Consider the following 25,515-nt stretch of genomic DNA (forward strand, 5'->3'; position numbering starts at 1 on the left):
GAGACTACTATGTTTGCAGGCATGAATCCCGGTGCAACGCCTTCTTTGGCGCCACACCATATGGCATTAATTCCGCAGGAACGCTTGGCAGAAATTCAGAAAGAATATTTTACCGAGCTCGCGCACATTGCCACTAATCCAGAAGCGATTGAAGTGAAAGATCGTCGCTTTGCAGGTAAGGCCTGGCATTCCTCTTGGAGCAAAGTGATTGCGGCCACCTATTTACTCAATTCAAAGCATCTGATGTCGCTTGCAAAAGCGGTTGAAACTGACGAAAAATCACGTCAAAAGATTTTGTTCACAACAGAGCAAATGATTGATGCTTTGTCCCCATCTAATTTTATTGCTACCAATCCAGAAGTATTAGAAAACATTATTAGTACCCAAGGTCAATCCATTCAAAAAGGGATTGTGAATTTATTGGGGGATATGAAAAAAGGGAAAGTCTCGATAACCGATGAGAGCGCCTTTGAAGTAGGTAAGAACATCGCCACCACTGAAGGTCATGTCGTTTTTCGGAATGAATTGTTTGAGTTGATTCAATACACGCCATTAACTGAAACGGTATTTGAGCGTCCATATCTGATGGTGCCACCATGTATCAACAAGTATTACATCCTCGATTTGCAGCCGGATAATTCCGTGGTGCGTCATATGGTTGCTCAAGGACACACCGTATTTTTGGTGTCCTGGAAAAATCCCGATGCTGCGATGGCGCAAGTCAGCTGGGAAGATTACGTCGGTAAAGGTGTGATTAAAGCCATTGAGGTAGTTAAAGATATTAGCGAGTCTAAGAAGATTAATATTCTGGGCTTTTGCGTAGGCGGAACCCTCACCACATCGGCATTAGCTGTATTAGCCGCAAGGGATGAACATCCTGCTGCAAGCCTTACGCTCTTTACCACTTTGCTGGACTTCTCCAATACCGGTGTCTTAGATGTCTTTATTGATGAGGGCATGGTCGAGATGCGCGAGAACACCATCGGCGGTAAGGGTGGCTCTTACGGCATGATGTCCGGCCTGGACTTGGGCAATACGTTTTCATTCTTACGCCCCAATGATTTAGTTTGGAACTATGTTGTAGAGAATTACCTCAAAGGAAATTCTCCGCCGCCATTTGATTTGCTGTATTGGAATGGGGATTCAACCAACTTGCCGGGCAATATGTATTGCTGGTATTTGCGTCATACCTATTTGCAAAATGACTTGGTCAAGCCGGGCAAGCTCACTATTTGTGGCGAGAAAATTGATCTGGGAAAAATTAAATGCCCTGCCTATTTATATGCTTCGCATGAGGATCATATTGTTCCTTGGCAGTCTGCTTACGAATCGACACACATCCTCAAGGGTAAGAATCGCTTTGTATTAGGCGCTTCGGGTCATATTGCTGGTGTAATTAATCCACCCGCTAAAAATAAACGCTATTACTTTGAAAATAATGCCATCGCCCCAACAGCAGAAGAGTGGCTAGAGGGTGCGAAACAAATTCCAGGTAGTTGGTGGCCCAACTACACCAAATGGCTTGAGCAATTTGGCGGTGAACAAAAGCCAGCGAGCAAGACTTTTGGTAACGCTAAATACAAACAGCTGGAGGCTGCTCCAGGCGTGTACGTCAAAGAAAAAGCAGCATAAACAGATCAACAATTAACGCAGCTCATTAACAAGGGGAAAGTGATGTCTCAAAAAGTCGCATACGTAACTGGTGGTATGGGTGGTATCGGTACCGCTATTTGCCAACGCTTGGCAAAAGATGGATTTAAGGTGATTGCCGGCTGTGGTCCAAATTCACCACGTAAAGATCGCTGGATTGCAGAGCAAAAAGCCCTTGGTTATGACTTCATTGCCTCCGAAGGCAACGTTTCTGACTGGGACAGCACTGTCGCTGCCTTTGAAAAGGTAAAAGCGGAAGTCGGCCGTGTCGACGTCTTGGTAAACAATGCTGGTATTACGCGTGACAGCGTATTCCGCAAGATGACCCCTGATGCTTGGAAGGCTGTGATCGACACCAACCTAAATTCTTTGTTCAACGTTACCAAACAAGTGATTGATGGCATGGTTGACAACAACTGGGGCCGCATCATCAATATCTCCTCTGTAAATGGACAAAAAGGCCAGTTTGGTCAGGCTAATTACTCCACCGCTAAAGCGGGTTTACATGGCTTCACTATGGCCTTGGCTCAAGAAGTAGCTACTAAGGGTGTTACTGTCAATACGGTTTCTCCTGGCTACATCGGCACCGATATGGTTAAGGCTATTCGTGAAGATGTTTTGGAGAAGATTGTTGCTGGTATTCCAGTCAAACGTTTGGGTACTCCAGATGAAATCGCTTCGATTTGCTGCTGGATTGCATCCGAGGATGGTGGATACGCTACCGGGGCAGACTTCTCCCTCAATGGCGGTATTCACACTGGCTAATTTGGCCAAAAATGCAGTATTGATGGGGCGCAACTCGGCTTATTTACCTTTTGGTCAAACTAGGGATAAACTATGCCGATGTTGCGTTGCAGTAAATAGTAAGGAAAACCATGGCTACCCGTACCAAAAAAGCTGGTGAAGATCGGCTCATTAAGAAGTATCCCAATCGCCGTCTCTACGACACTCAGACAAGCACTTATGTGACTTTGTCCGACATCAAAAATTTAGTGATGAACAACGAGAGTTTTAAAGTTGTTGACGCCAAAACTGATGAAGATTTAACGCGCAATATTTTGTTGCAAATTATTTTGGAAGAAGAGGCTGGTGGTGCACCAGTATTTTCTACTCAGATGCTTTCCCAAATTATTCGCTTTTATGGAAATTCCATGCAAGGTTTGATGGGAAATTACCTTGAAAAGACCATGCAGTCTTTTGTGGATATTCACAATAAACTCGGTGATCAAACTAAAGGTCTTGGTGCTGGCAGCACTCCAGAAGCTTGGTCACAGATGCTCAACCTCCAAAACCCACTGATGCAAAATCTGATGGGTAACTATATGGATCAGAGCAAAGACTTGTTTGTCAAAATGCAAGAGCAGATGCAGGGCTCACACAATATGTTTGGTGGTTTTCCATTTACACCACAGCCTAACAAAACTGAAAAAGAATAGTTGTGGCTGGAAAAATTGGTTTTGTATCCTTGGGTTGCCCTAAGGCGCTGGTAGATTCTGAACTTATCCTCACGCAACTGAGTGCAGAGGGCTATGAGACCGCTAAGGATTATTCTGGCGCCGATCTTGTAGTCGTCAATACCTGTGGTTTTATTGACTCTGCAGTAGAAGAGAGTCTTTCGGCTATTGGTGAGGCCTTAGCCGAAAACGGTAAAGTCATTGTGACTGGCTGTTTGGGGGCTCGAAAGAATGCCGATGGAAGCGATTTAATTCAAAGCATTCACCCGAAAGTCTTGGCTGTTACAGGGCCACATGCTACTGATGAGGTCATGCAGGCCATTCATTTGCACTTACCAAAACCTCATGATCCGTTTACAGATTTAGTGCCGCCCACTGGTGTGAAGTTAACGCCAAAGCATTATGCTTATCTCAAAATTTCGGAAGGGTGCAACCATCGTTGTACTTTCTGCATCATCCCCAATCTAAGGGGTGACTTAGTCTCGCGTCCTATTGGTGAAGTGTTGCTAGAGGCAAAGCGCTTATTCGAGTCTGGCGTCAAAGAATTATTAGTGGTTTCGCAAGATACCAGTGCTTATGGTGTTGACATTCAATACCGCACCGGATTTTGGGATGGTAAGCCCGTGAAGACGCGAATGTTTGATCTCGTAAATGCCCTCAATCAAATTGCTCGCGAACATCAGGCCTGGGTGAGGCTGCATTACGTCTATCCCTATCCCCATGTTGACGATATCTTGCCCTTGATGGCTGAATTTTCAGAACATGGTTATGGCGTATTACCGTACTTGGATATTCCGCTGCAACACGCTCATCCCGATGTGCTTAAAAGAATGAAGCGACCCGCCAGTGGTGAGAAAAATTTAGAGCGTATTTTGGCTTGGCGTACAGCTTGTCCTGATCTGGTCATTCGCAGCACATTTATTGCCGGCTTTCCCGGCGAGACCGAAGAAGAATTTGAGTATTTATTGAATTTCTTGGATGAGGCGCAAATTGACCGCGCCGGTTGTTTTGCCTATTCCCCAGTTGAGGGGGCTTTAGCCAATGCGTTACCCAGCCCAGTACCCGATGTAATCCGTGAAGAACGTCGGGCCCGTTTTATGGAAAAAGCGGAAGAAATTTCCATCAATCGCCTTGCTAAAAAGGTCGGTAAGCGTATTCAGGTATTAATTGACCGGGTAGATGAATCCGGTGGAATTGGTCGAACCATAGGTGATGCCCCTGAAATTGATGGTTTGGTAAGGGTTTTGCCACCTAGCAAACCCTCTAAACGCTATCGAACCGGTGAAATCATTCGGGTTAGCGTTATTGGCTCCCAAGGGCATGACCTAATAGCCGAAACTTGACGATTGTTATAAAAAGATAGTCTGAATTACTGATTTAGTACAAATTAAGCCTAATTTTTAGGCCAAGCTAAGGGGATTGATATGAGTCGTGATGTCGTTGTCTTAAGTGCAGTACGTTCCGCAATTGGCGCCTTCAATGGCTCGCTCAGCAGCTTTGAGCCTTCCGAATTGGGTGGCATTGTCATGAAAGAGGCGGTAACACGCTCCGGTGTTGATCCTGCGCTCATTAATTATGTAACTGTTGGAAACACTATTCCAACAGATAGCCGTTATGCCTACGTTGCTCGTGTTGCTGCTATTCAGGCAGGTTTGCCAATGGAGTCTGTGGCAATGGCATTAAATCGCTTATGCAGCTCCGGCTTGCAAGCTATCGTGACAACTGCTCAGCAAATTATGTTGGGTGATTGTGACTACGGTGTTGGTGGTGGTGTAGAGGTTATGTCACGCGGTATGTATGGTTCACCCGCAATGCGTAGTGGTGCTCGTATGGGCGATACGAAGATGCTTGATTTGATGGTGGCGGTCTTAACGGATCCATTTGGCGTAGGCCATATGGGTGTTACTGCAGAAAACCTCGTTGAAAAGTGGAAATTAACTCGTGATGAGCAGGACGCTTTAGCGGTTGAGTCACATCGCCGTGCTACAAATGCAATCAAAGAAGGTCGCTTTAAGTCACAGATCGTGCCAATTACGATTAAGACTCGCAAAGGCGACATCGTGTTTGATACTGATGAGCATGTGAAGCCAGACACCACTATGGAAACATTGGCCAAGATGAAGGCGGTGTTTAAGAAAGAGGGCGGTTCTGTTACTGCCGGTAATGCATCTGGCATTAATGATGGCGCGGCATTCTTTGTTTTGGCTGATGCTGAAACAGCCAAGAAAGCAGGGCATAAACCGATTGCGCGTTTAGTGTCTTACGCTGTTGCTGGTGTACCAAACCACATCATGGGTGAGGGTCCTATTCCTGCAACTAAACTTGCGCTTGAGCGTGCTGGTTTGAAGTTGGATCAAATGGACGTGATCGAATCCAATGAAGCCTTTGCGGCACAAGCCTTGGCGGTTACTAAAGGCCTGGGTTTAGATCCGGCTAAGACTAACGTTAACGGCGGTGCTATCGCTTTAGGGCATCCAATTGGTTGCTCAGGTGCGGCGATTGCTACTAAAGCCATTCATGAGTTGCAACGTGTGCAAGGTAAATACGCCTTGGTCACCATGTGTATCGGTGGCGGACAGGGTATTGCTACGATTTTCGAGCGCCTGTAATCGAGTTACCTGCTAATCGCGCAAGTGAAAAACTTAAGCGATTAGTAGTAAAGCAGCATCTAAGCCGACGTGGTCAAAAGCCGCATCGGCTTTTTCTTTGACTACCGGTTTAGCGCGATAGGCAACAGAGATGCCTGATCCATTCATCATGATGAGATCATTAGCGCCATCACCCATGGTGATGGCGTTTTCTTTGGAGCAAGCGAGTAGGCGACAAGCTTCATCTAGGTGAGCTGCTTTTGCAGACCCATCCACAATATCTCCCAAAACTTTGCCAGTAAGCTTGCCATTAATAATTTCTAGAGTATTGGCCTGGGTTTGTTTAAAGCCTAATTGTGCGCGTAATTTCTCGGTAAAGAACGTAAAACCACCAGACACCAGCAGCGTATAAAGGCCGCGTTGATTTGCGCCTGCAAGCAGTTCTATCGCACCAGGATTAGGGCGTAAACGCTCGCGATACACCGCCTCAAGAGCATCGGCATGAACTCCCTCTAGGAGCGCTACTCGTCTACGCAAGCTCTCTTTGAAATCTTGAATCTCACCCCGCATTGTTGCCTCGGTAATTTGGGCTACTGCAGATTTTTTACCAGTAAAGTCAGCAATCTCATCAATGCACTCAATATTAATCAGGGTGGAGTCCATATCCATTGCCAATACTCGGATGTCGCCTGGCATCAGATTGGGCTTGATGAAGCACAAATCGGTTTGGTATTGACCGGCAATGGCGCGTAGCGATTCTCTTTGTGCAACAGGTATGGGCTGTTTAGTCTCCCAGCGCTCAGAAAAGTAGCTGCCATTAGATTGCTGTAAACCCAGTGTATGTAGGGCGAGATCAAAGCCAAGCGCATGGTTTTTAAGCTCGAATACGAGCTTTTCAGAAATTGGCTGACGCGAAATGGCGACAAGTGTTGGATGATCAGACATGGCTAAATGATAGTGGATGCTTAGCCTGCTTTGGCGCTACTGAGTACGGCAGACTCATTCAGACGTCGTAAAACTTGGCGAATAGCGTCTAAGCGCTGCTCTAGTTTCTCGAATTCACGGTCTTTTTGGGGCAATACCTTTAGCTTATCCTGGCCATTGAGTTGAATGTATTTTGAAGACTGAATCAATTGAATGATCTTCATAGGGTCAATCGGGGGGTTAGGGATAAACTGAATCTGGATTGAGCTCGGAGTAGCGTCAATTTTCTTAATTCCAAAACCTGTCATTTCCAGTCGCAGACGGTGGGTTTCATAAAATGATTTTGCTTGATCGGGAAGATCGCCAAATCGGTCAACTAGTTCCTCACGCAAACCCATTAATTCTGAAAAGTCGTTACAGCCAGCAAAGCGTTTGTAAAGAGAGAGGCGCTCATGCACGTCTGGGCAATAGTCCTCCGGTAGTAAGGCTGGCACTCCCAAATTGACATCTGTTGTCGCTTGCAGGGGTGATAGTAGGTCGGGCTCTTTACCACTACGTAATGATTTGACGGCGCGATTTAACATTTCGGTATAGAGCTGAAAACCAATCTCATGAATTTCACCGGATTGTTTATCGCCCAATACCTCGCCGGCACCACGAATTTCCAAGTCATGCATGGCAAGATAGAAGCCAGAGCCCAATTCTTCCATAGCTTGGATAGCATTTAATCGAAGTTGTGCTTGCTTACTCAATGCCTCTGGATCAGGTACTAACAAATACGCATAAGCCTGGTGATGCGATCTTCCTACGCGACCACGCAGCTGATGTAATTGCGCCAAGCCGAACTTATCAGCACGATGCATGATGATGGTGTTTGCAGTAGGTACGTCGATACCAGTTTCAATAATGGTTGTACACAAGAGGATATTCGTGCGCTGCGTAACGAATTCACGCATGACTGATTCCAGTTCGCGCTCATGCATCTGGCCATGCGCAACACTAATGCGCGCCTCTGGAATAAGTTCTTGGAGCGCATGCTTGCGGTTCTCAATGGTCTCAACTTCATTGTGCAAGAAGTAAACCTGACCACCGCGCTTGATTTCGCGTAAAACTGCCTCACGAATAACGCCATCGCCTTCGCGGCGCACAAAGGTTTTAATCGCCAGACGCTTCTGAGGTGCAGTGGCAATAATCGAGAACTCACGTAGTCCCTCCATAGCCATGCCTAAGGTACGCGGTATCGGCGTGGCGGTTAGCGTCAAAATATCTACCTCAGCACGCAAGGCCTTGAGCGCATCCTTTTGGCGCACCCCGAAACGATGTTCTTCATCAACAATGACCAAGCCTAAATTAGCGAATTGGGTTTCTTTTGAGAGTAACTTATGAGTGCCAATGATGATGTCTGCATCGCCTTTAGCAATTGCTTCAAGCGCTGCATTAATTTCTTTGGTGGTTTTAAAGCGCGATAACTCAACAATCCGGACGGGCCAATCAGCAAAGCGATCTTTCCAGGTAGCTACGTGTTGCTCTGCCAGGAGGGTGGTTGGCGCCAAGATGGCAACTTGCTTGCCGCCCATAACCGCTACAAAGCTAGCGCGTAGAGCGACTTCTGTTTTTCCAAAACCGACATCACCACATACAAGGCGATCCATAGGTGTGCCACTTGTCATGTCACCTATAACAGCCGCAATAGCATTGGCTTGATCAGGTGTCTCCTCAAATCCAAAGCTTTCGGCAAACGCGGCATAGTCATGGGCAGAAAATTCAAAGGCATGACCCTTGCGGATGGCTCTGGCTGCGTAAAGACCCAATAACTCGGCAGCAGTATCGCGAATTTGTTGAGCCGCTTTTCGTTTGGCTTTATCCCATTGTCCGGAGCCCAATTGATGCAAAGGGGCTGAATCTGGGTCTGAGCCGGCATAACGGGTCACCATTTGTAACTGCTGGACGGGTACGTATAAAGTTGCTTGACCGGCGTATTGCAGATGCAAAAATTCCTCAAAGATGGGTGCCTCTTTGGGGGGTGCAAGGTTTAGCAATACGAGACCCTGATAACGACCAATACCATGTTCTGCGTGCACAACTGGGTCACCAATTTTCAGCTCCGATAGATCCTTGAACAACATGTCCGGATCTGCATTTTCAGAACCTTTACTCTTGCGTCGTTGACGCGCAGTCGAGGTAAATAATTCGGCCTCAGTCAGTACCAGTAGATTTTCGGCTTGCCATAAAAAGCCATTAAAAAGTGGCGCAGTGACTAGGCCAAATAATTCGCCGCCCTTAATAAAGTCTGCGATGCTCTCAAAGCCTTCGGGCTTCAGTGGGTAGAGTGGTTTGCCATCCTGACCAGCTACTGCATTGCTTTCATCGAGCAGTTGGCGAATAGATTCTTTACGACCCGCGCTGTCACTGCATATTAAAACGCGTAAATTTTCTTGTGCAACTACTTTCCGTAAGCGAGCCAGCGGATCATGATCTCGTCTATGTACGGCAATATCGGGAACCTGTGCAAACTGTTTTGCTTCATCCGGTTCATTTTCTAAGACGAGTCTTGCATAAGGCTTGGCCGTAGAAAAAAATTCATCTACGTCTAGGAACAATTCCTTTGGCGGAAGAATGGGTCTATCTAAATCATGCTTTAAGAATTCATAACGGGAGAGGGTGTCTTTCCAAAATCCACGAATCGATTCCTCAACATTACCAATGCTAACTAGCCAAACTGGATCGCCTGATCTTGGAAAGTAATCAAATACATTGGATTGCTCTGCAAAGAAGAGTGGGAGATACGACTCTATGCCCGCGCTGGGTATAGCTAGGTTCGCATCCTTGTAAATAGAACAGCGAGTAGGGTCTCCTTCAAATACCTCGCGCCAGCGACCTCTAAAGGCGGTACGGGCTTCATCATTAAATGGAAATTCATGACCCGGTAGCAAGCGGACTTCTTTGACAGGGTACAGACTGCGTTGAGTATCGGGATCAAAAGCCCGAATTTGTTCAATTTCATCGCCGAATAAATCTAAGCGATAGGGCAAATTAGAGCCCATAGGGAATAAGTCAATCAAGCCGCCTCGAATGCTGTATTCACCCGGACGCATCACTGCACTTACCGGGTCATAACCCGCTTGTTGCAATTGCAGACGCAGTGCTGCCTCATTGAGTTTATCGCCCTGTCGAAAGAAAAAGGTGTGGCCTGATAAAAACTGCGGGGGCCCAAGTCTTTGTAAAGCTGTAGTGACGGGGACCAAGACAATATCGCAGCTACCATTTAATAGCTCGTATAGAGTAGCTAAACGTTCCGAGACAAGATCTTGGTGCGGTGAAAAATGGTCGTACGGCAGGATTTCCCAATCCGGCAAGAGGCGTACCTTGAGTTTGGGTGCAAAGGCAGGGATTTCTTCTGCCAACCTCTGGGCTTCTTGTGCTTGTGCACAAAAGACCACCATGACTGAGAAATCATTGCGAAAGCGTAAGGCGGATTGCGCTAATAAGGCGGCATCTGCTGATCCGACTAGCCCCGAGAAGGTAAAGCGCTGCCCAGCCCGCGGCGCGGGTATAGGGGGTGCTAGATTTAATGCATCAGACATCTGGGCTCATTATAGAATCAGGCATGAACTCTGGAAACCAAGTGCCGCTTCAGTGCCATGCCTTATTACCCACTGCAGGTACAGGATCCCGTCTGGGTGGGGATCTGCCTAAGCAGTTTCAGCAACTGGCAGGCAAACCGATGCTGGCTTATGCGCTCGAAGCCTTCATTCAATCCCCGCAGATTGCCTCTATTTGGATTGGCGTTTCTCCGGGGTTTATTGATAACCCCATTTTGAACAGCTTATGTAGGGCTGATAAGCCGATTCATTTCTTGCCTACTGGCGGTCCCACTCGCCAAGAAACCGTGCGAAATACCCTTGATGCCATGATTAAGGCGGGCATTGCTATTGATGATTGGGTCTTGGTGCACGATGCTGCAAGACCGGGCATTACGCCGTCATTAATTAGTAAGTTGATAGCAGCAGTGCAGGGTTCAAGTGCTGGCGGCTTATTGGCAATGCCATTAGCTGATACCCTCAAGCAAGCAGATTTAGATTCTGCGATTGCAGGCAATTTGCCGCATGCAGAAAAAACGATTCCTCGTGAGCATCTGTGGCAGGCACAAACCCCACAGATGTTTGGATTGAAAAAATTACACAGCGCTTTAGAGGAGGCTATTAGGCAAGAAGCGGATGTGACAGATGAGGCCAGTGCAATGGAGTTGACTGGGGTTAAGCCATTGTTAATCGAAGGCGCCACTCGCAACTTCAAAGTCACTCATCCGGCTGACTGGGAGTTGATGCAATTGCTCCTGCAACCTCGTAATTGATAGTAAAGACAGAATATGACTCAAAGCAATCCCCACATTCCGCAATTTCGAATAGGCCAAGGCTATGATGTGCATGCCTTAGTGGCTGATAGAAAATTGATTCTGGGGGGTGTTCATATAGCCTCTGATAAGGGCTTGTTAGGACACTCCGATGCCGATGCTTTGTTGCATGCTTTAACTGATGCCTTGCTTGGTGCAGCAGGCTTAAATGATATTGGCCAGTTATTTCCAGATACCGATCCTCAATTTAAAGATATGGATAGCAGAATATTGCTCCGAGCGGCTTTGCAGAAAGTCCAGGCCGCTGGATTCCATATTGGCAATGTAGACGCAACGATCATTTGCCAAAAGCCAAAATTGGCACCTTTTTTACCGGAGATGGTTCGTAATATTGCAGCAGATTTAGCGGTTACTCCGAGTCATGTCAATTTGAAGGCTAAAACCAATGAAGCGCTCGGTCATTTGGGGCGGGGTGAAGGTATTGCTGTGCATGCAGTTGCACTAATCTATAAAGCTTAAATTATCCAGGAGTCAAAATGAGTCAGGCACTTAGTCAAGAAGTCTTAAAGCAATTATTTATTGATGCTCGCACACATAATGCATGGCAAGACAAATCGGTGAGCGATGAACAGCTTAAACAGATTTACGATCTTTTTAAATATGCACCCACCTCTGTTAACTGCAATCCCGCGCGGATTGTTTTTGTCAAAAGTTCGACAGAAAAAGAGCGTTTAGTGGCTTGCGTGAGTCCTGGCAACGCAGATAAAACAAGAAGTGCTCCGGTAACGGCGATCGTGGGGATGGATTTGGATTTTTATGAGCAGCTCCCCAAGTTATTCCCCCATGTCGATGCAAGAAGTTGGTTTGTGGGCAAGGAGGACTTTATCCAATCCACGGCCTTTAGGAACTCTAGCTTGCAAGGAGCCTATTTAATCTTGGCGGTGAGGGCGCTTGGCCTCGATTGTGGCGCTATGAGCGGTTTTGATGCCGACAAGGTAAATGAGGAGTTTTTCCCAAATGGACGGGTAAAAGCCAACTTTTTGATCAATATTGGCTATGGTGATAGCTCCAGCCTATTGCCACGTCAACCCCGCCCATCCTTTGATGAGGCTTGCACGATCCTCTAGAGCCCTAAGCATTGTAGAATTATGGTCTTTAGAGTGAAGTCTTAGCTTGGCAGTGTTTGCGGATATTCGCGAGGATGGCGAAATTGGTAGACGCACCAGGTTTAGGTCCTGACGCCAGAAATGGTGTGGGGGTTCGAGTCCCCCTCCTCGCACCACAAGATTGCTACTTGGCTTGGACTTCACATTTCCAGATCTTCAATTAAGAGACGAGAATGGCTGTGCAGATAGAAAATTTAGGTTCGTTAGACCGCAAAATGACTTTGGAATTCGCTCGTGCCGATTTGGCAAAAGCGCGTGAAACGCGTTTGGCTCAAGTTGGTAAGACCATGAAAGTAGCAGGCTTTCGTCCAGGAAAAGTTCCAAAGAGCATGGTTGAAAAGCAATACGGCATGCAAGTGGATTACGAACTGCAATTTGATAAAGCTTCTGAACTCTTTTATGAGCTGAGCCAAAAAGAGGGCGTCAAATTAGCTGGGCAGCCACGTCTCGAGCCAAAGAGTGAGCTCGATGCCGACAAAATCGTATTCGATGCTTTTTTTGAAGTATTGCCAGAAGTCAAAATTGGTGACTTTAGTAAAGCTGAAGTAACAAAGTACACAACTGAGATTGGTGAAGCAGAAATTGACCGTGCAATTGATGTATTGCGCAAGCAGCAAGTGCATTACCATCCACGTGGCCAGGCTGGCGCGCATGGTGACGGCGGCTCTAATCTTGCTGCCCAAACGGGTGACCAGGTGGTAATCGATTTCGTGGGCAAGTTAGATGGCGTTGAATTTGCTGGCGGTAAGGCTGATAACTTTGAATTCGTATTGGGCGAGGGCCGTATGTTGCCTGAGTTTGAAGCAGCTACCTTAGGCCTCAAAGCGGGTGAAAGCAAGACTTTCCCATTGTCATTCCCGGCTGATTACCATGGCAAAGATGTTGCTGGTAAGACAGCAGAATTTACGGTTACCGTGAAGTCTGTTAACTGGGCGCATTTACCTGCAGTAGATGATGCCTTCGCATTATCTTTAGGCGTTACTGAAGGTGGCGTTGCCAAGATGCGTGAAGAAGTGAAGCAGAATTTAGATCGCGAAGTGAAGCGTCGTATTACTTCCTTGTTGAAAAATGAAGTGATGGATAAGTTAAATGCATTGTGCGAACTTGAAGTACCAAAATCTTTGGTGGCTTCTGAGCAAGAGCGTTTAGTAGAGGGTGCGCGTCAAGATTTAATGCAACGTGGTGTGCCTAACGCAAAGGACGCGCCAATTCCTCCAGAGATTTTTGCTGAACAGGCTCTCAAGCGCGTTCGCCTTGGTTTGATCTTGGGTGATCTCGTTAAGAAAAACAATTTGGCTGCTACCGCCGACCAAATTAAAGCTGAGATTGATGAGCAGGCTGCTACTTACGAAGATCCAAAAGAGGTAGTGCGCTGGTATTACAGCAACCCAGGCCGATTGAAAGATATTGAGAATTTGGTCTTGGAAGACAATGTGATCAAGCATTTCACTTCCTTAGCCAAGGTGAGTGATAAGCCGATCAGCTTTGAAGAGTTAAGCAAGCTAAACTAAGACGTCCATTCATTATTTATAAAAGGTCTTGATATGAACCACTACCAATTTCAATCCGAAGATTTAGAACCTAAAGGTTTGGGTTTGGTTCCTATGGTGATTGAGACCTCAGGACGTGGTGAGCGCGCCTATGATATTTACTCGCGCTTATTAAGGGAGCGCGTTGTATTTCTCGTGGGCGAAGTCAATGACCAAACGGCTAATCTGGTGATTGCCCAGCTCTTGTTCCTAGAGAGCGAAAACCCAGATAAAGATATTTCTTTGTATATCAACTCTCCAGGTGGCTCTGTTTCAGCTGGTTTGGCGATCTACGACACTATGCAGTTCATCAAACCCCATGTCAGCACATTGTGCATGGGTATGGCTGCTAGCATGGGTGCCTTCCTCTTGTGCGCAGGTGAAAAGGGTAAGCGTTATGCGTTGCCGAATTCCCGTGTCATGATTCATCAACCCCTTGGTGGTGCTCGTGGCCAGGCGTCTGACATTGAAATACAAGCACGTGAAATTCTTTACTTGCGTGAACGTCTGAATAAGATTTTGGCTGATCGTACTGGCCAGTCTATTGAGACGATTGCGAAAGATACTGACCGTGATAACTTTATGTCTGCAGAGCAGGCTAAAGAGTACGGCTTAATTGACAAGGTTATTGAAAAGCGTCCTTAATGCTTTTTTCCAATAGATAGATATCGAGCGAATACTTTGACCGACACTACCAGCACCAATTCCACAGATAAAGTTTTGCATTGTTCTTTTTGTGGAAAAAGTCAGCATGAAGTCAAAAAGCTGATAGCTGGACCATCCGTCTTTATTTGCGATGAGTGTATTGATCTCTGTACCGACATTATTCAAGAAGAAATCGCCAAGCTTCCTAAGGAAGAGGGCGACGATTCTTTGCCTACACCTCACCAGATTCGTGAAAATCTCGATCAATATGTGATTGGTCAGGATCACGCCAAGAAAACCTTGGCAGTTGCGGTTTATAACCACTATAAGCGTTTGCAGTATTTGCCAAAACCCAAAAAAGAGAAGTTGGATAAGGATGGCAAGCCTGTAGAGGCGGCTGATAAGAAAGATTCTAAGACCCCTGCTAAGGCCATTGTGGATGGTGTGGAGTTGGCTAAAAGTAATATCTTGCTCATTGGCCCAACTGGTTCAGGCAAAACACTGTTAGCGCAAACGCTAGCTCGCATGCTTGACGTTCCATTTGTCATGGCTGATGCGACGACTTTGACAGAAGCTGGCTATGTTGGTGAAGACGTTGAAAATATTATTCAAAAGCTTTTGCAGGCTTGTGATTACAACGTTGAAAAAGCGCAGCGTGGCATTGTTTATATCGATGAGATTGATAAGATCTCTCGCAAATCAGATAACCCATCTATTACGCGTGATGTTTCTGGCGAAGGTGTTCAGCAGGCTTTGCTGAAACTAGTTGAAGGCACTATGGCGTCGGTGCCACCACAGGGTGGACGCAAGCATCCAAACCAAGACTTCTTACAAGTTGATACCACGAATATTTTGTTTATTTGTGGTGGTGCATTTGATGGTCTTGAAAAAGTGATACAACAACGCACCGCTAAAACAGGTATTGGTTTTAATGCATCTGTTCCTGGTAAAGATGATCGTGGCGTAAGTGATTTGTTGATTGAGGTTGAACCCGAGGATTTGATTAAGTTTGGTTTAATTCCGGAGTTAATTGGTCGCTTACCTGTTGTTGCTACTTTGGCGCAACTTGATGAAGAGGCTTTGATTCAAATTTTGACTGAGCCTAAGAATGCTTTAGTAAAGCAATACCAGGCTTTACTGACCATGGAAGGCTCAGAGCTTGAAGTGCGCCGTGAAGCCCTCTCAGCGATTGCCAAGAAGGCGATTGCTCGTAAAACGGGTGCGCGTGGTCTTCGATCCATTCTTGAGGGCTCGTTGATGGACGTAATGTATGACCTTCCATCTCTCAAAAACGTGCAAAAGGTCGTTATTGACGAGGCGAGCATTGCGGAGGGTGGTAAGCCCTTATTGGTCTACAAACAAGATCTAGATCAGTCCGATTTGAGCAAAAAAGCCTAATTTCTTAGGGTTTTTGCTATTTTTGGGGCATTTTTGCCCCTTTTTTACCCTTTTTCCCCTTGAATTTCACAAAGTGCTACCCATATAGGTAGTATGCTACTCAAGAATAAGGTCGCTATTTAGTGGTTATGCATTTGCAGGTCACTAGATAAGACGCTTGAGAATTGATTACTTTGGAGGATTTGCCCTATGCCTGGCCACTTATTACTACCCTCTGAGCCGATTCAACTACCGTTACTTCCCCTGCGGGATGTCGTTGTATTTCCCCACATGGTGATCCCATTGTTTGTGGGACGTCCTAAATCGATTAAAGCGCTCGAAGCTGCCATGGAAACTGGCAAGAATGTTCTTTTGGTCGCTCAAAAGACGGCGGCTAAAGATGAGCCTGGAATTGAAGACCTGTATGAGGTAGGTTGCATTGCAAATATCTTGCAAATGCTCAAACTTCCTGATGGCACTGTGAAGGTGCTTGTTGAAGGTGTGCAACGTGCAGAGGTGAGTCAAATTGAAGATGCGCTCGGTTACTTCAATTGTGAAGCAACGCCGACAGCAATGAATGCAATCGATGCACATGAAACAGAAGCCTTACGTCGCGCCATCATGGCACAGTTTGATCAATACGTAAAACTGAATAAAAAAGTACCCCAAGAAATTCTGTCTTCCTTAGGCGGCATTGATGACCCGAGCCGTTTGGCGGACACCATCTGCGCACATCTGCCAGTTAAGCTGGAGCAAAAGCAACGCTTGTTAGAGATGACGGATGTTGTCCAACGCTTAGAAAGCCTCTTGGCTGATCTCGAGAGTGAGATCGATATTTTGCAAGTTGAGAAAAGAATCCGCGGCCGTGTTAAACGCCAAATGGAAAAGAGCCAACGCGAGTACTACCTCAATGAGCAAGTAAAAGCCATTCAGAAGGAATTGGGCGAAGGAGAAGAGGGCGCTGACCTGGAGGAATTGGAAAAGCGTATCAAAGCTGCCCGTATGCCAAAAGAGGCTTTAAAAAAGGCCGAGTCTGAGCTCAAAAAACTGAAGCTGATGTCACCCATGTCTGCTGAGGCAACCGTGATTCGTAACTTTATTGATACCTTGGTCAATCTTCCCTGGAAGAAAAAGACCAAAATCAATAACGATCTTACCAACGCTGAAAAGGTGTTGGATGAAGATCACTATGGTTTAGATAAGGTTAAAGAACGTATTTTGGAGTACCTCGCTGTGCAACAGCGAGTAGATCGCGTCAAGGCGCCCATTTTGTGTTTAGTGGGTCCTCCTGGAGTTGGTAAGACTTCCTTGGGTCAATCGATTGCTCGCGCAACTAATCGTAAATTTGTGCGTATGGCCTTAGGAGGCGTACGTGATGAATCCGAAATTCGCGGTCATCGCCGTACTTATATTGGGTCTATGCCTGGCAAGATCCTGACTAGCTTAACTAAAGTTGGTGTCCGTAATCCATTATTCCTGTTGGATGAGGTAGATAAGATGGGCATGGATTTCCGGGGCGATCCTGCTAGTGCATTACTGGAGGTTTTGGACCCAGAGCAAAACCATACTTTCCAAGATCACTATGTAGAAGTGGACTTCGATCTCTCTGATGTGATGTTCGTTGCCACCTCAAATTCGTTGAATATTCCTGGCCCGCTATTGGACCGCCTCGAAATTATTCGCTTGGCTGGCTACACCGAAGATGAGAAGACTAGCATCGCGGTAAATTATTTGATTCCCAAACAAATCAAGAACAATGGTTTGAAGAAGGACGAGCTCAAGATTGAGGATAGCGCCGTTCGAAATATGATTCGCTACTACACCCGAGAAGCTGGCGTGCGCTCTCTCGAACGAGAAATCAGCAAGATCTGCCGCAAAGTAGTCAAGCTTTTGCTCTTGAAAAAAGAGGCTGCCCCTGTAGTTGTCAATGCAGACAATTTAGAGAAGTTCCTATCTGTTCGCATGTACGACTTTGGTTTGGCTGGCAAAGAAAATCAAGTTGGTCAGGTGACTGGTTTGGCTTGGACTGAAGTGGGTGGAGATTTGCTCACGATTGAAGCGGCTGTTATGCCTGGTAAGGGTGTGATTACTCGTACCGGTTCGATTGGCGACGTGATGAAAGAATCCGTTGAAGCCGCTCGCACCGTGGTTCGATCCAGGGCAAAGCGCCTAGGGATTGCTGATGAGTCTTTTGAGAAGAAAGATATTCATATTCACTTCCCGGATGGTGCAACTCCAAAGGATGGTCCCTCAGCAGGTATTGCAATCACTACTGCATTGGTTTCCGTATTCACTGGTATTCCAATTCGTTCCGATGTTGCTATGACTGGTGAGATTACCTTGCGTGGTGAAGTGCTTCCGATCGGCGGTTTAAAAGAAAAGCTCTTGGCAGCGCATCGTGGCGGCATTAAGTTAGCTTTGATACCAGAGGAAAATGTGAAGGATTTGATTGATATTCCTGACAACGTCAAGAATGCCATTGAGATTATTCCGGTTCGCTGGATTGATAAGGTGCTTGAACTTGCTCTTGAACGTATGCCTGAAGCCTTGCCTGAGCCTACGCCTGAGGAGTTGGCCAAAAAGGCTGCTGAAGCAAGCAAAGCCACGGGCAGCGCCCCTTCTGGGGACGTGCTAAAGCACTAATTCCTCAGGGTAAAAGTTGTCATTCCGTTGAATTTGCCTAGCAAAATAGGGCAGATTTAACGGAATTGATGCCCGATTTCCATGCTTAGGTTACAATCTCAGCTGTAATATTTTGGGGCGCTTAGCTCAGTTGGTAGAGCGTCTGCCTTACACGCAGAATGTCGGGAGTTCGAGCCTCTCAGCGCCCACCAAAATGTTTACATCTTCTAGCCTTTTCTTGGCTTTCCATTCCCAAAGTCTTTGTGCCTAGTAAACTAGCGTCATTCCACGCAATTTTATTTTTAATTACTAGCGAACCTATTCATGTTTGATACCGTACGTAAGCATCAAAAAATACTTCAGCTTGTACTGATGTTATTCATTGTTCCATCCTTTGTGATGTTTGGTATTTCAAGCTATTCCGGTTTTCTGGATAAAGAAACTGACCTGATCAAAGTGAACGGCAAGCCAATTACCGCTCAAGAAGTTGATACGGCAGCCAAGCGCCAGGCCGAACGTGTGGGCGGTAGTCTGCAAATCGCCCAAAGCTTGCAATTTCGTCAAGCGATTCTGAATGAGTTACTGCAGCAGCGTATTTTAGGTTTTGCTGTAGTTAATCTACGCCTTCAAGTGGGTAAAGAAGCTCTCATTAAAAGTTTGCAGAATATTCCACAGATTCGCGCGATGTATCGTCAAGATGGAAGTTTTGATGACGCACGCTTTAAACAATTGCTAGCCAACAATGGCATCAATGAAGAGCAGTTTTATGCCAGTCAGGCTTTTGATTTAAAAATTGGCCAGCTAGTAAACTCAGTAGCGCGCACTGAAATCGGTACGCCAAAGCTTGCTGAGATCGTGTCAACCCTGTATGAAACAGAACGTCAGGTACAAGCAATGTCCTTTGATGCCAAAGACTTCCTTGGCAAGGTGAATCCAAGCCAGGAAGAGCTACAGGCTTTTTACAATGCAAATACCAAACTCTTTGAGAGTCCGGAATATGTTGATGTCGAATATATTGTGTTGAAAGCAGATCCCAAAGAAGATGCCAAGTCTTTTAGCGATAAAGCAGATCAATTTGCTAATTTGACCTATGACCAGTCTGACAGCCTCAAGCCTGCGGCTGACAAATTAAAGCTTAATGTACAAACCCAAAAGGGTTTGACTCGCTCTGGCCCAATGGGTGTCTCTAAAGATCACCCTTTAGCAAGCCCTAAAGTAGTTCAGTCACTTTTTGGTGATGAGGCGCTAAAGAACAAGCGAAATATTGAAGCAGTGCAAACCGCTCCTGGTGTTTTTGTATCGGCTCGGGTTATTACCTTTCACCCCGCGCAAATCATGCCTTACAAAGAGGTTGCCTCGGAAGTGAAACGTCAAGTTAGTCAACGCGCAGCAGAAAAGCTAGCGGTAGCTGCAGCAGCAGAGCGATTTGCTGTTTTACAGAAGGACCCTAAAGTTTCCAGCGGATTTGCTGCCCCTATCTGGGTGTCTCGCAACAAGCCCGCTAATTTAATTGGCCCAGCCCTTGATGATGTGATGTCTATTAATTCAGATCAGTTGCCGGCAGTCGTTTCAGTGAGCAATCCTGGAGTTGGTACTACCTTGTATCGCGTGGATCAAGTGCGTCAGCCTGCTGGTGTGGATACAAAGATTCATAAAGCACAAGCGCAGCAAATCCAAGCCTTAAATGCTCAAGCTGAATTTGCCAGCTTTATGGGTTACTGGCGTGATGCTGCCGCAGTCAAAGTCATCAACCCATTAAAGCCACTCTCAAGTGGGGTCGGCAGTTAATTCACTTGCTGCGAACGTTGCAGGAGCGATTGATATGGGGCCATTGAGCCCCATACGTTTTTAAAGAGAATAATTTGTGCCGCTTCATTCGGGTGAATGTTGTCTGCCTGAAAAAGCGATTTGTTATTAACTATTCCGGCCATAAAAAAGGGTAGCAGAGTAACACCTTCTTGTTTTGCAAGCATTGGATAAAGATCTTTAAATTGGCTTGTGTAGCTCTGTCCATAGTTTGGCGGGATTTGCATTCCGAAGAGTAGTACCTTTGATCCTGATTGTTTACACATCAAAATCATTTTGCGTAAATTTTGCTGTGTTTGTTCTATGGAAAGCCCGCGCAAGGCATCATTGGCGCCCAGCTCTAGTAAGACAATTCCAGGCCTTTTGCTCTCTAAAAGAGCAGGCAGTCGGGTTGCCCCTCCAGCGGTAGTTTCACCGCTGATGCTAGCGTTAAATATGGTCCAGGGGCTTGATTGTTTTTTAAGCTGGTCCTCCAGTAGCTTTACCCAGCCTGTACCGCGAGTGATGCCGTATTCAGCTGACAAGCTGTCGCCCATGACCAATATGACCGGATTTGCATGCGCTGCTGTGATAAAGGAAATTAACAGGCAAAATAAGCCTGCTATTAGGGTATTTTTAATCATGTAAGGCATGTAAGCACTTTGATTCATCTATGAGTATTCCAGCAACCGTTCTCAGCGCAAACCATCTTAGTAAAAACGTTCAGACTAACGATGGCACTTTATCCATTTTGCACGACATTCATTTTGAATTGGCGCGGGGAGAGAGTGTGGCTATTACAGGAGCCTCTGGATCTGGTAAAAGCACTTTACTGAGCCTTTTAGCCGGTTTAGATGTTCCCAGCTCTGGTTATGTCTGTTTGATGGATCAGAACCTCAGTGATTTAAATGAAGATGGGCGGGCTCAATTACGCGGTTCCCATGTTGGGTTTGTCTTTCAATCTTTCCAGTTGCTGCCGCATTTAACTGCTCTTGAAAATGTGATGCTCCCGGCCGAAATGCGAGGATTACCCAAGGTTAAAGAGCAGGCTCAAGTTTGGCTGGAAAAAGTGGGCCTTCAGGGGCGTCTAAACCACTTCCCAAAGACCCTTTCTGGCGGAGAGCAGCAGCGTGTCGCTCTGGCAAGGGCCTTTATTACCCAGCCCGACATCCTGTTTGCGGATGAGCCTACGGGCAGCCTAGATGAGTCAAGTGGGGATAGGGTGATTGAGCTACTTTTTGAGCTCAATCTAGCCAGCAAATCGACCCTAGTCTTGGTCACCCATGACCCAGCCTTGGCTAGCCGGTGCCAGCGCCAGATACGGCTGCAAGGTGGACGCTTGCTGTAGGCAAAACCTTATAATCTAGGGATGTCTTTCTTCCACTTTTTGCCTGGCGCTGACGCGCTTTCCCTGTTCCGTCAACAGCGACTTTTAGCATCCTTATCGGCCCAAGGAATTGAGCTGGAGTCGATTGAGGCGCAATATCTTCATTTTATTTGGTCGGAGTCTGAGCTCAGTGCTGACGATCAAACGGTCCTGGCCAGCCTGCTGACCTATGGCCAACCATTCCAGTCCAAAATCAGCCAGGGAAAATCTTGGTTTGCTATTGGCAAGAGTGGCTCAAGCGAAGTGCAGGGCGCTGTCGTCATTCCACGTCTAGGCACAGTATCGCCTTGGGCAAGTAAGGCAACAGACATTGCTAAACAATGCGGCCTGAATGTGCTGCGTATAGAGCGTGGTGTGCAGTTTGCATGGAAGTCTAACAAAACCTTAAATGCAGATCAGGTTCAATTGGTTCTGGCGGCAGTGCATGATCGCATGACTGAAGCGGTGATTGAATCTGTTGAGGCGGCAAATGCGCTCTATCAAACTTTGGACGATCGTCCTCTAAAGCGCATTCCCGTTCTTACCGAAGGTAAGGCTGCCTTAGATAAAGCCAACCAAGAGCTTGGTTTAGCGCTGTCAGATGACGAAGTGACTTATCTTGCAGAAAACTTCATTCGCTTAGGGCGTAATCCTAGCGACGTGGAGCTCATTATGTTCGCGCAAGCAAATAGTGAGCATTGTCGCCATAAGATTTTTAATTCCAGCTGGACAATTGATGGTGATGATCAAGAGCGCTCATTATTTGCCATGATCCGCAATACCCATCAGTTGCAACCAGAAGGAACCATCGTTGCTTACTCTGATAACTCTGCAGTGATGGTTGGCTGCGAGTCTGAAACTTGGGTGCCTCGGGGTGCTGAGCATCAATATCAAAAAGATACCCGTTTGGTTCACACCTTAATGAAGGTAGAGACCCATAATCACCCCACGGCAATCGCTCCTTTTCCTGGTGCCTCTACTGGCGCTGGTGGCGAGATTCGTGATGAAGGCGCAACAGGTATTGGTGGTAAGCCAAAGGCGGGCTTGACTGGTTTCTCTGTTTCAAATCTGAATATCCCTGGAACTAATCTTCCGTGGGAAAGTGAGCAGTATGGCAAGCCGGAGCGTATTGCGACGCCACTGCAAATTATGATTGATGGCCCCTTAGGCGGTGCAGCATTTAATAATGAATTTGGACGTCCTATTCTCGGTGGCTACTTCCGAGTCTTTGAGCAAACTTTAGACGGTACGCGTCGCGGTTATCACAAGCCGATCATGATTGCGGGTGGCATTGGAAGTATTGATTCAATTCACACTGAGAAAAAACAAATTCAATCCGGACATCTTCTGATTCAGCTTGGTGGTCCAGGTATGCGTATTGGTATGGGCGGCGCTACAGGTAGCTCCGTAGCAACTGGTACCAATACAGCCGATTTAGATTTTGACTCTGTTCAGCGTGGCAACCCAGAGATGGAGCGTCGCGCGCAGGAAGTGATTAATGCTTGCCGTGCATTAGGTGAAAACAATCCTATCGTTTCGATTCATGATGTAGGCGCGGGCGGTTTATCGAATGCATTCCCTGAATTGGCAGATGGCGCTGGTCTTGGGGCTAGCTTTAAGCTCCGCAATGTTCCGCTTGAAGAAAGCGGTATGAGTCCTGCAGAAATTTGGTGTAATGAGTCACAAGAGCGTTATGTACTGGCAATTGAAGCGAAGGATCTCGATTTATTCAAATCCTTCTGCGAGCGTGAGCGTTGTCCTTTTGCTGTAGTTGGTGAGGCTACTGCTGAACGTCAATTGCAGCTATTGGATTCTAAGCAAGCTCCTGGATCAGATCCGGCGCTGCCGATCGACATGCCGATGGAAGTATTGCTAGGCAAACCACCACGCATGCACCGAGACGTTAAAAGGGTTACTCAATCTTTTACTGAATTAGATGTAACGGATGCAGATCTTGCTCAATCGATTGCTTGGGTATTGCAACAACCAACGGTTGCTAGCAAATCCTTCCTCATTACGATTGGTGATAGAACTGTTGGCGGACTGAATGCCCGAGATCAATTTGTGGGGCCTTGGCAAGTTTCTGTAGCGGACTGCGCGGTTACTCTGATGGACTACAAGGGTTACCGTGGCGAAGTCATGACCATGGGTGAACGAACTCCATTGGCCGTGATTGATGCGCCTGCAGCAGCGCGAATGGCTGTTGGTGAGGCTATTACCAATTTGTTGGCAGCAGATATTCGTCAACTGCAAGACGTCAAACTTTCGGCGAACTGGATGGCGGCCTGCGGTGCTCCGGGTGAAGATGCCAAGTTATATGATTCTGTCAAAGCAGTTGGCATGGAGCTATGTCCAGCTCTAGGCATCTCTATCCCGGTTGGCAAAGATTCCTTGTCCATGGCTACTGAGTGGAAGGATGGAGATCAGGCGAAAAAGGTTGTCGCTCCCGTGTCGCTCATTATTTCTGCCTTTGCTGCTGTCCAAGACGTACGCAAAACCAATACCCCTTTGCTCCAACTCAAAAATACAGACGGCTCCTCTCTAGAGACTGAGCTCATCCTGATTGATTTAGGTCGCGGCAAGAATCGTATGGCCGGCAGTATCTTGGCACAGGTACTCAGCCAATCTGGCAAAGCTGCTCCCGATTTAGATCATCCGGATGATCTCAAGGCCTTAGCATCGGTAATGATTCAGTTGCGACAAGAGGGCAAGGTGCTTGCTTATCATGACCGCTCAGATGGCGGCTTGTTGGCTTGTGTAGCTGAAATGGCCTTTGCCTCGCATACTGGGATATCGATTAATGTCGACATGATTGCAGTGGATGTTGGTCAAGAACCAGATCATGGGGATGCCAAGAACTGGGCTCAACAAGTTTCAGGTCGTCGCCACGAGCAAACTATGCGCGCGTTATTTAATGAAGAGCTGGGTGCTGTCATTCAGATTCGTCGCTCTGAACGTGATGCCGTATTTGCGTTATTGCGTCAATTTGGATTGAGTGCTTATAGTCATGTAATTGGTAAGCCTAACACTAATGGTCGCATCGAGATTTGGCGCGACGCTAAAAATATCTTTGCAGAGCCACGTGAGGTGCTGCAGAAGATGTGGACCAATACAAGCTATCAAATTGCCCGTTTACGCGACAACCCGGTATGCGCTGATTCGGAGTTTGCCTTATTAGATGTCTTGTCCGATCCCGGCATGACACCAAAGCTAAGCTTTAATCCAGCCGAAGATATTGCTGCTCCATTCATTAACAAAAACGTAAGACCCAAAGTTGCAATCTTGCGCGAACAGGGTGTGAACTCCCATGTAGAAATGGCTTATGCGATAAATTGGGCTGGGTTTGATAGTTATGACGTGCATATGTCTGACTTATTAAACGGCAAAGCGAAATTGGCAGACTTCCGTGGTTTGATTGCTTGTGGCGGATTTAGCTACGGCGACGTCCTCGGGGCAGGTGAGGGCTGGGCGAAGACGATTCTGTTTAATCAACAGTTGCGTGATCAATTCTCCAGCTACTTTGCCCGACAAGATAGCTTTGCGCTGGGTGTATGTAATGGTTGTCAAATGATGAGTAACTTATCAACTATTATTCCTGGTGCAGAAGCTTGGCCAAAATTTACACGCAATCAATCAGAGCAATATGAAGCCCGTTTAGTCATGGCCGAAGTTTTGGCCTCACCTTCGATCTTCACTCAAGGCATGGAAGGAAGTCAATTGCCGATTGCGATTGCTCATGGCGAAGGATTTGCTAATTTCAGTCAGCAGGGTGACCTGTTGAAGATTGATCAGCAGGGCTTAGCCGCATTGCGTTTTGTAGATCACCAAGGCAATCCAACAGAAGTTTATCCAATGAATCCAAATGGATCTCCGGGTGGGTTGACTGGTGTCACTACGCCTGACGGTCGCTTTACGGTGATGATGCCGCATCCAGAGCGCGTATTCCGTGCCGCGCAAATGAGCTGGTGCCCACCTGAGTGGTTGAATACGCCGGATGGCGCAAGTCCGTGGATGCGATTATTCCGTAATGCTCGTGTGTGGGCTAAATAATCCGT

18 protein-coding genes and 2 tRNA genes are annotated in these 25,515 nt (G+C 46.7%); 17 read left to right on the forward strand and 3 right to left on the reverse strand.

Annotation, left to right across the window (positions count from 1 at the left end):
- Positions 1-9: 9 nt before the first annotated feature.
- The 5 genes from phaC to ICN24_RS07955 all read left to right on the forward strand — a co-directional run bounded on the left by phaC (position 10) and on the right by ICN24_RS07955 (position 5,713).
- Positions 10-1,632, forward strand: coding sequence for a class I poly(R)-hydroxyalkanoic acid synthase (gene phaC, locus ICN24_RS07935; RefSeq protein WP_216222761.1), 1,623 nt, complete (start codon positions 10-12; stop codon positions 1,630-1,632).
- A gap of 42 nt (positions 1,633-1,674) precedes the next feature.
- Complete coding sequence (locus ICN24_RS07940) at positions 1,675-2,415, forward strand: 3-ketoacyl-ACP reductase (protein WP_216222763.1); 741 nt, start codon at positions 1,675-1,677, stop codon at positions 2,413-2,415.
- A 110-nt stretch (positions 2,416-2,525) separates the two neighbouring features.
- The gene (phaR, locus tag ICN24_RS07945) at positions 2,526-3,086 is read left to right on the forward strand and encodes a polyhydroxyalkanoate synthesis repressor PhaR (RefSeq protein ID WP_216222765.1); all 561 of its coding nucleotides are present in this window, start codon (positions 2,526-2,528) and stop codon (positions 3,084-3,086) included.
- Positions 3,087-3,088: 2 nt separating this feature from the next.
- The gene (rimO, locus tag ICN24_RS07950) at positions 3,089-4,447 is read left to right on the forward strand and encodes a 30S ribosomal protein S12 methylthiotransferase RimO (RefSeq protein ID WP_216222769.1); all 1,359 of its coding nucleotides are present in this window, start codon (positions 3,089-3,091) and stop codon (positions 4,445-4,447) included.
- Between the two features lie 81 nt (positions 4,448-4,528).
- Positions 4,529-5,713 carry an acetyl-CoA C-acyltransferase family protein gene (locus ICN24_RS07955; RefSeq protein WP_216222771.1) on the forward strand — a complete coding sequence of 395 codons (1,185 nt, stop codon included), beginning with the start codon at positions 4,529-4,531 and terminating at the stop codon, positions 5,711-5,713.
- 33 nt (positions 5,714-5,746) lie between these two features.
- Here ICN24_RS07955 and serB read toward each other — a convergent pair whose 3' ends face one another.
- Complete coding sequence (gene serB / locus ICN24_RS07960; RefSeq protein WP_216222773.1) at positions 5,747-6,637, reverse strand: phosphoserine phosphatase SerB; 891 nt, start codon at positions 6,635-6,637, stop codon at positions 5,747-5,749.
- 20 nt (positions 6,638-6,657) lie between these two features.
- On the reverse strand, positions 6,658-10,200 hold the full coding sequence (mfd, locus tag ICN24_RS07965; RefSeq protein ID WP_216222775.1) for a transcription-repair coupling factor: 3,543 nt from the start codon (positions 10,198-10,200) through the stop codon (positions 6,658-6,660).
- 23 nt (positions 10,201-10,223) lie between these two features.
- On the opposite strand from mfd, the gene ispD reads away from it, so the two are divergent.
- The 10 genes from ispD (at position 10,224) to ICN24_RS08015 (ending at position 20,097) form a co-directional block, all read left to right on the forward strand.
- The gene (gene ispD / locus ICN24_RS07970) at positions 10,224-10,970 is read left to right on the forward strand and encodes a 2-C-methyl-D-erythritol 4-phosphate cytidylyltransferase (protein ID WP_216222777.1); all 747 of its coding nucleotides are present in this window, start codon (positions 10,224-10,226) and stop codon (positions 10,968-10,970) included.
- Positions 10,971-10,985: 15 nt separating this feature from the next.
- On the forward strand, positions 10,986-11,489 hold the full coding sequence (gene ispF / locus ICN24_RS07975; protein WP_216222780.1) for a 2-C-methyl-D-erythritol 2,4-cyclodiphosphate synthase: 504 nt from the start codon (positions 10,986-10,988) through the stop codon (positions 11,487-11,489).
- Positions 11,490-11,506: 17 nt separating this feature from the next.
- Positions 11,507-12,097: a malonic semialdehyde reductase gene (locus tag ICN24_RS07980; protein WP_216222782.1), complete on the forward strand. Its 591-nt coding sequence runs from the start codon at positions 11,507-11,509 to the stop codon at positions 12,095-12,097.
- Between the two features lie 68 nt (positions 12,098-12,165).
- Positions 12,166-12,252, forward strand: a tRNA-Leu gene (locus ICN24_RS07985).
- 57 nt (positions 12,253-12,309) lie between these two features.
- On the forward strand, positions 12,310-13,647 hold the full coding sequence (gene tig, locus ICN24_RS07990; RefSeq protein ID WP_216222784.1) for a trigger factor: 1,338 nt from the start codon (positions 12,310-12,312) through the stop codon (positions 13,645-13,647).
- Positions 13,648-13,680: 33 nt separating this feature from the next.
- Positions 13,681-14,310: an ATP-dependent Clp endopeptidase proteolytic subunit ClpP gene (gene clpP, locus ICN24_RS07995; RefSeq protein ID WP_216222790.1), complete on the forward strand. Its 630-nt coding sequence runs from the start codon at positions 13,681-13,683 to the stop codon at positions 14,308-14,310.
- Positions 14,311-14,346: 36 nt separating this feature from the next.
- Positions 14,347-15,708, forward strand: a complete 1,362-nt coding sequence (clpX, locus tag ICN24_RS08000) for an ATP-dependent Clp protease ATP-binding subunit ClpX (protein WP_216222791.1) — start codon at positions 14,347-14,349, stop codon at positions 15,706-15,708.
- Between the two features lie 189 nt (positions 15,709-15,897).
- Positions 15,898-18,330 carry an endopeptidase La gene (gene lon / locus ICN24_RS08005; RefSeq protein ID WP_216222794.1) on the forward strand — a complete coding sequence of 811 codons (2,433 nt, stop codon included), beginning with the start codon at positions 15,898-15,900 and terminating at the stop codon, positions 18,328-18,330.
- Positions 18,331-18,445: 115 nt separating this feature from the next.
- Positions 18,446-18,521 (forward strand) — tRNA-Val (locus ICN24_RS08010).
- Positions 18,522-18,633: 112 nt separating this feature from the next.
- The gene (locus tag ICN24_RS08015) at positions 18,634-20,097 is read left to right on the forward strand and encodes a peptidylprolyl isomerase (protein ID WP_216222800.1); all 1,464 of its coding nucleotides are present in this window, start codon (positions 18,634-18,636) and stop codon (positions 20,095-20,097) included.
- Here the strand turns inward: ICN24_RS08015 and ICN24_RS08020 are convergent.
- Complete coding sequence (locus tag ICN24_RS08020) at positions 20,094-20,765, reverse strand: arylesterase (RefSeq protein ID WP_216222801.1); 672 nt, start codon at positions 20,763-20,765, stop codon at positions 20,094-20,096. The two genes, ICN24_RS08015 and ICN24_RS08020, sit on opposite strands and share 4 nt — an antisense overlap.
- A 2-nt stretch (positions 20,766-20,767) precedes the next feature.
- Here ICN24_RS08020 and ICN24_RS08025 point away from each other — a divergent pair, with 2 nt between their 5' ends.
- Positions 20,768-21,442, forward strand: a complete 675-nt coding sequence (locus ICN24_RS08025) for an ABC transporter ATP-binding protein (RefSeq protein ID WP_216222802.1) — start codon at positions 20,768-20,770, stop codon at positions 21,440-21,442.
- A 21-nt stretch (positions 21,443-21,463) separates the two neighbouring features.
- Positions 21,464-25,510, forward strand: a complete 4,047-nt coding sequence (gene purL, locus ICN24_RS08030) for a phosphoribosylformylglycinamidine synthase (RefSeq protein ID WP_216222803.1) — start codon at positions 21,464-21,466, stop codon at positions 25,508-25,510.
- Positions 25,511-25,515: the final 5 nt, after the last annotated feature.

This window comes from Polynucleobacter sp. UK-Kesae-W10, assembly GCF_018881575.1.
Lineage (GTDB): Bacteria > Pseudomonadota > Gammaproteobacteria > Burkholderiales > Burkholderiaceae > Polynucleobacter.

Excerpts from the sequence above, each read along its gene's own strand:
- phaC (WP_216222761.1), top strand. The coding sequence starts at position 10 with ATGTTTGCAGGCATGAATCCCGGTGCAACGCCTTCTTTGGCGCCACAC.
- ICN24_RS07940 (WP_216222763.1), top strand. The coding sequence starts at position 1,675 with ATGTCTCAAAAAGTCGCATACGTAACTGGTGGTATGGGTGGTATCGGT.
- phaR (WP_216222765.1), top strand. The coding sequence starts at position 2,526 with ATGGCTACCCGTACCAAAAAAGCTGGTGAAGATCGGCTCATTAAGAAG.
- ICN24_RS07955 (WP_216222771.1), top strand. The coding sequence starts at position 4,529 with ATGAGTCGTGATGTCGTTGTCTTAAGTGCAGTACGTTCCGCAATTGGC.
- serB (WP_216222773.1), bottom strand. The coding sequence starts at position 6,637 with ATGTCTGATCATCCAACACTTGTCGCCATTTCGCGTCAGCCAATTTCT.
- mfd (WP_216222775.1), bottom strand. The coding sequence starts at position 10,200 with ATGTCTGATGCATTAAATCTAGCACCCCCTATACCCGCGCCGCGGGCT.
- ispD (WP_216222777.1), top strand. The coding sequence starts at position 10,224 with ATGAACTCTGGAAACCAAGTGCCGCTTCAGTGCCATGCCTTATTACCC.
- ispF (WP_216222780.1), top strand. The coding sequence starts at position 10,986 with ATGACTCAAAGCAATCCCCACATTCCGCAATTTCGAATAGGCCAAGGC.
- ICN24_RS07980 (WP_216222782.1), top strand. The coding sequence starts at position 11,507 with ATGAGTCAGGCACTTAGTCAAGAAGTCTTAAAGCAATTATTTATTGAT.
- tig (WP_216222784.1), top strand. The coding sequence starts at position 12,310 with ATGGCTGTGCAGATAGAAAATTTAGGTTCGTTAGACCGCAAAATGACT.
- clpP (WP_216222790.1), top strand. The coding sequence starts at position 13,681 with ATGAACCACTACCAATTTCAATCCGAAGATTTAGAACCTAAAGGTTTG.
- lon (WP_216222794.1), top strand. The coding sequence starts at position 15,898 with ATGCCTGGCCACTTATTACTACCCTCTGAGCCGATTCAACTACCGTTA.
- ICN24_RS08015 (WP_216222800.1), top strand. The coding sequence starts at position 18,634 with ATGTTTGATACCGTACGTAAGCATCAAAAAATACTTCAGCTTGTACTG.
- ICN24_RS08020 (WP_216222801.1), bottom strand. The coding sequence starts at position 20,765 with ATGAATCAAAGTGCTTACATGCCTTACATGATTAAAAATACCCTAATA.
- ICN24_RS08025 (WP_216222802.1), top strand. The coding sequence starts at position 20,768 with ATGAGTATTCCAGCAACCGTTCTCAGCGCAAACCATCTTAGTAAAAAC.
- purL (WP_216222803.1), top strand. The coding sequence starts at position 21,464 with ATGTCTTTCTTCCACTTTTTGCCTGGCGCTGACGCGCTTTCCCTGTTC.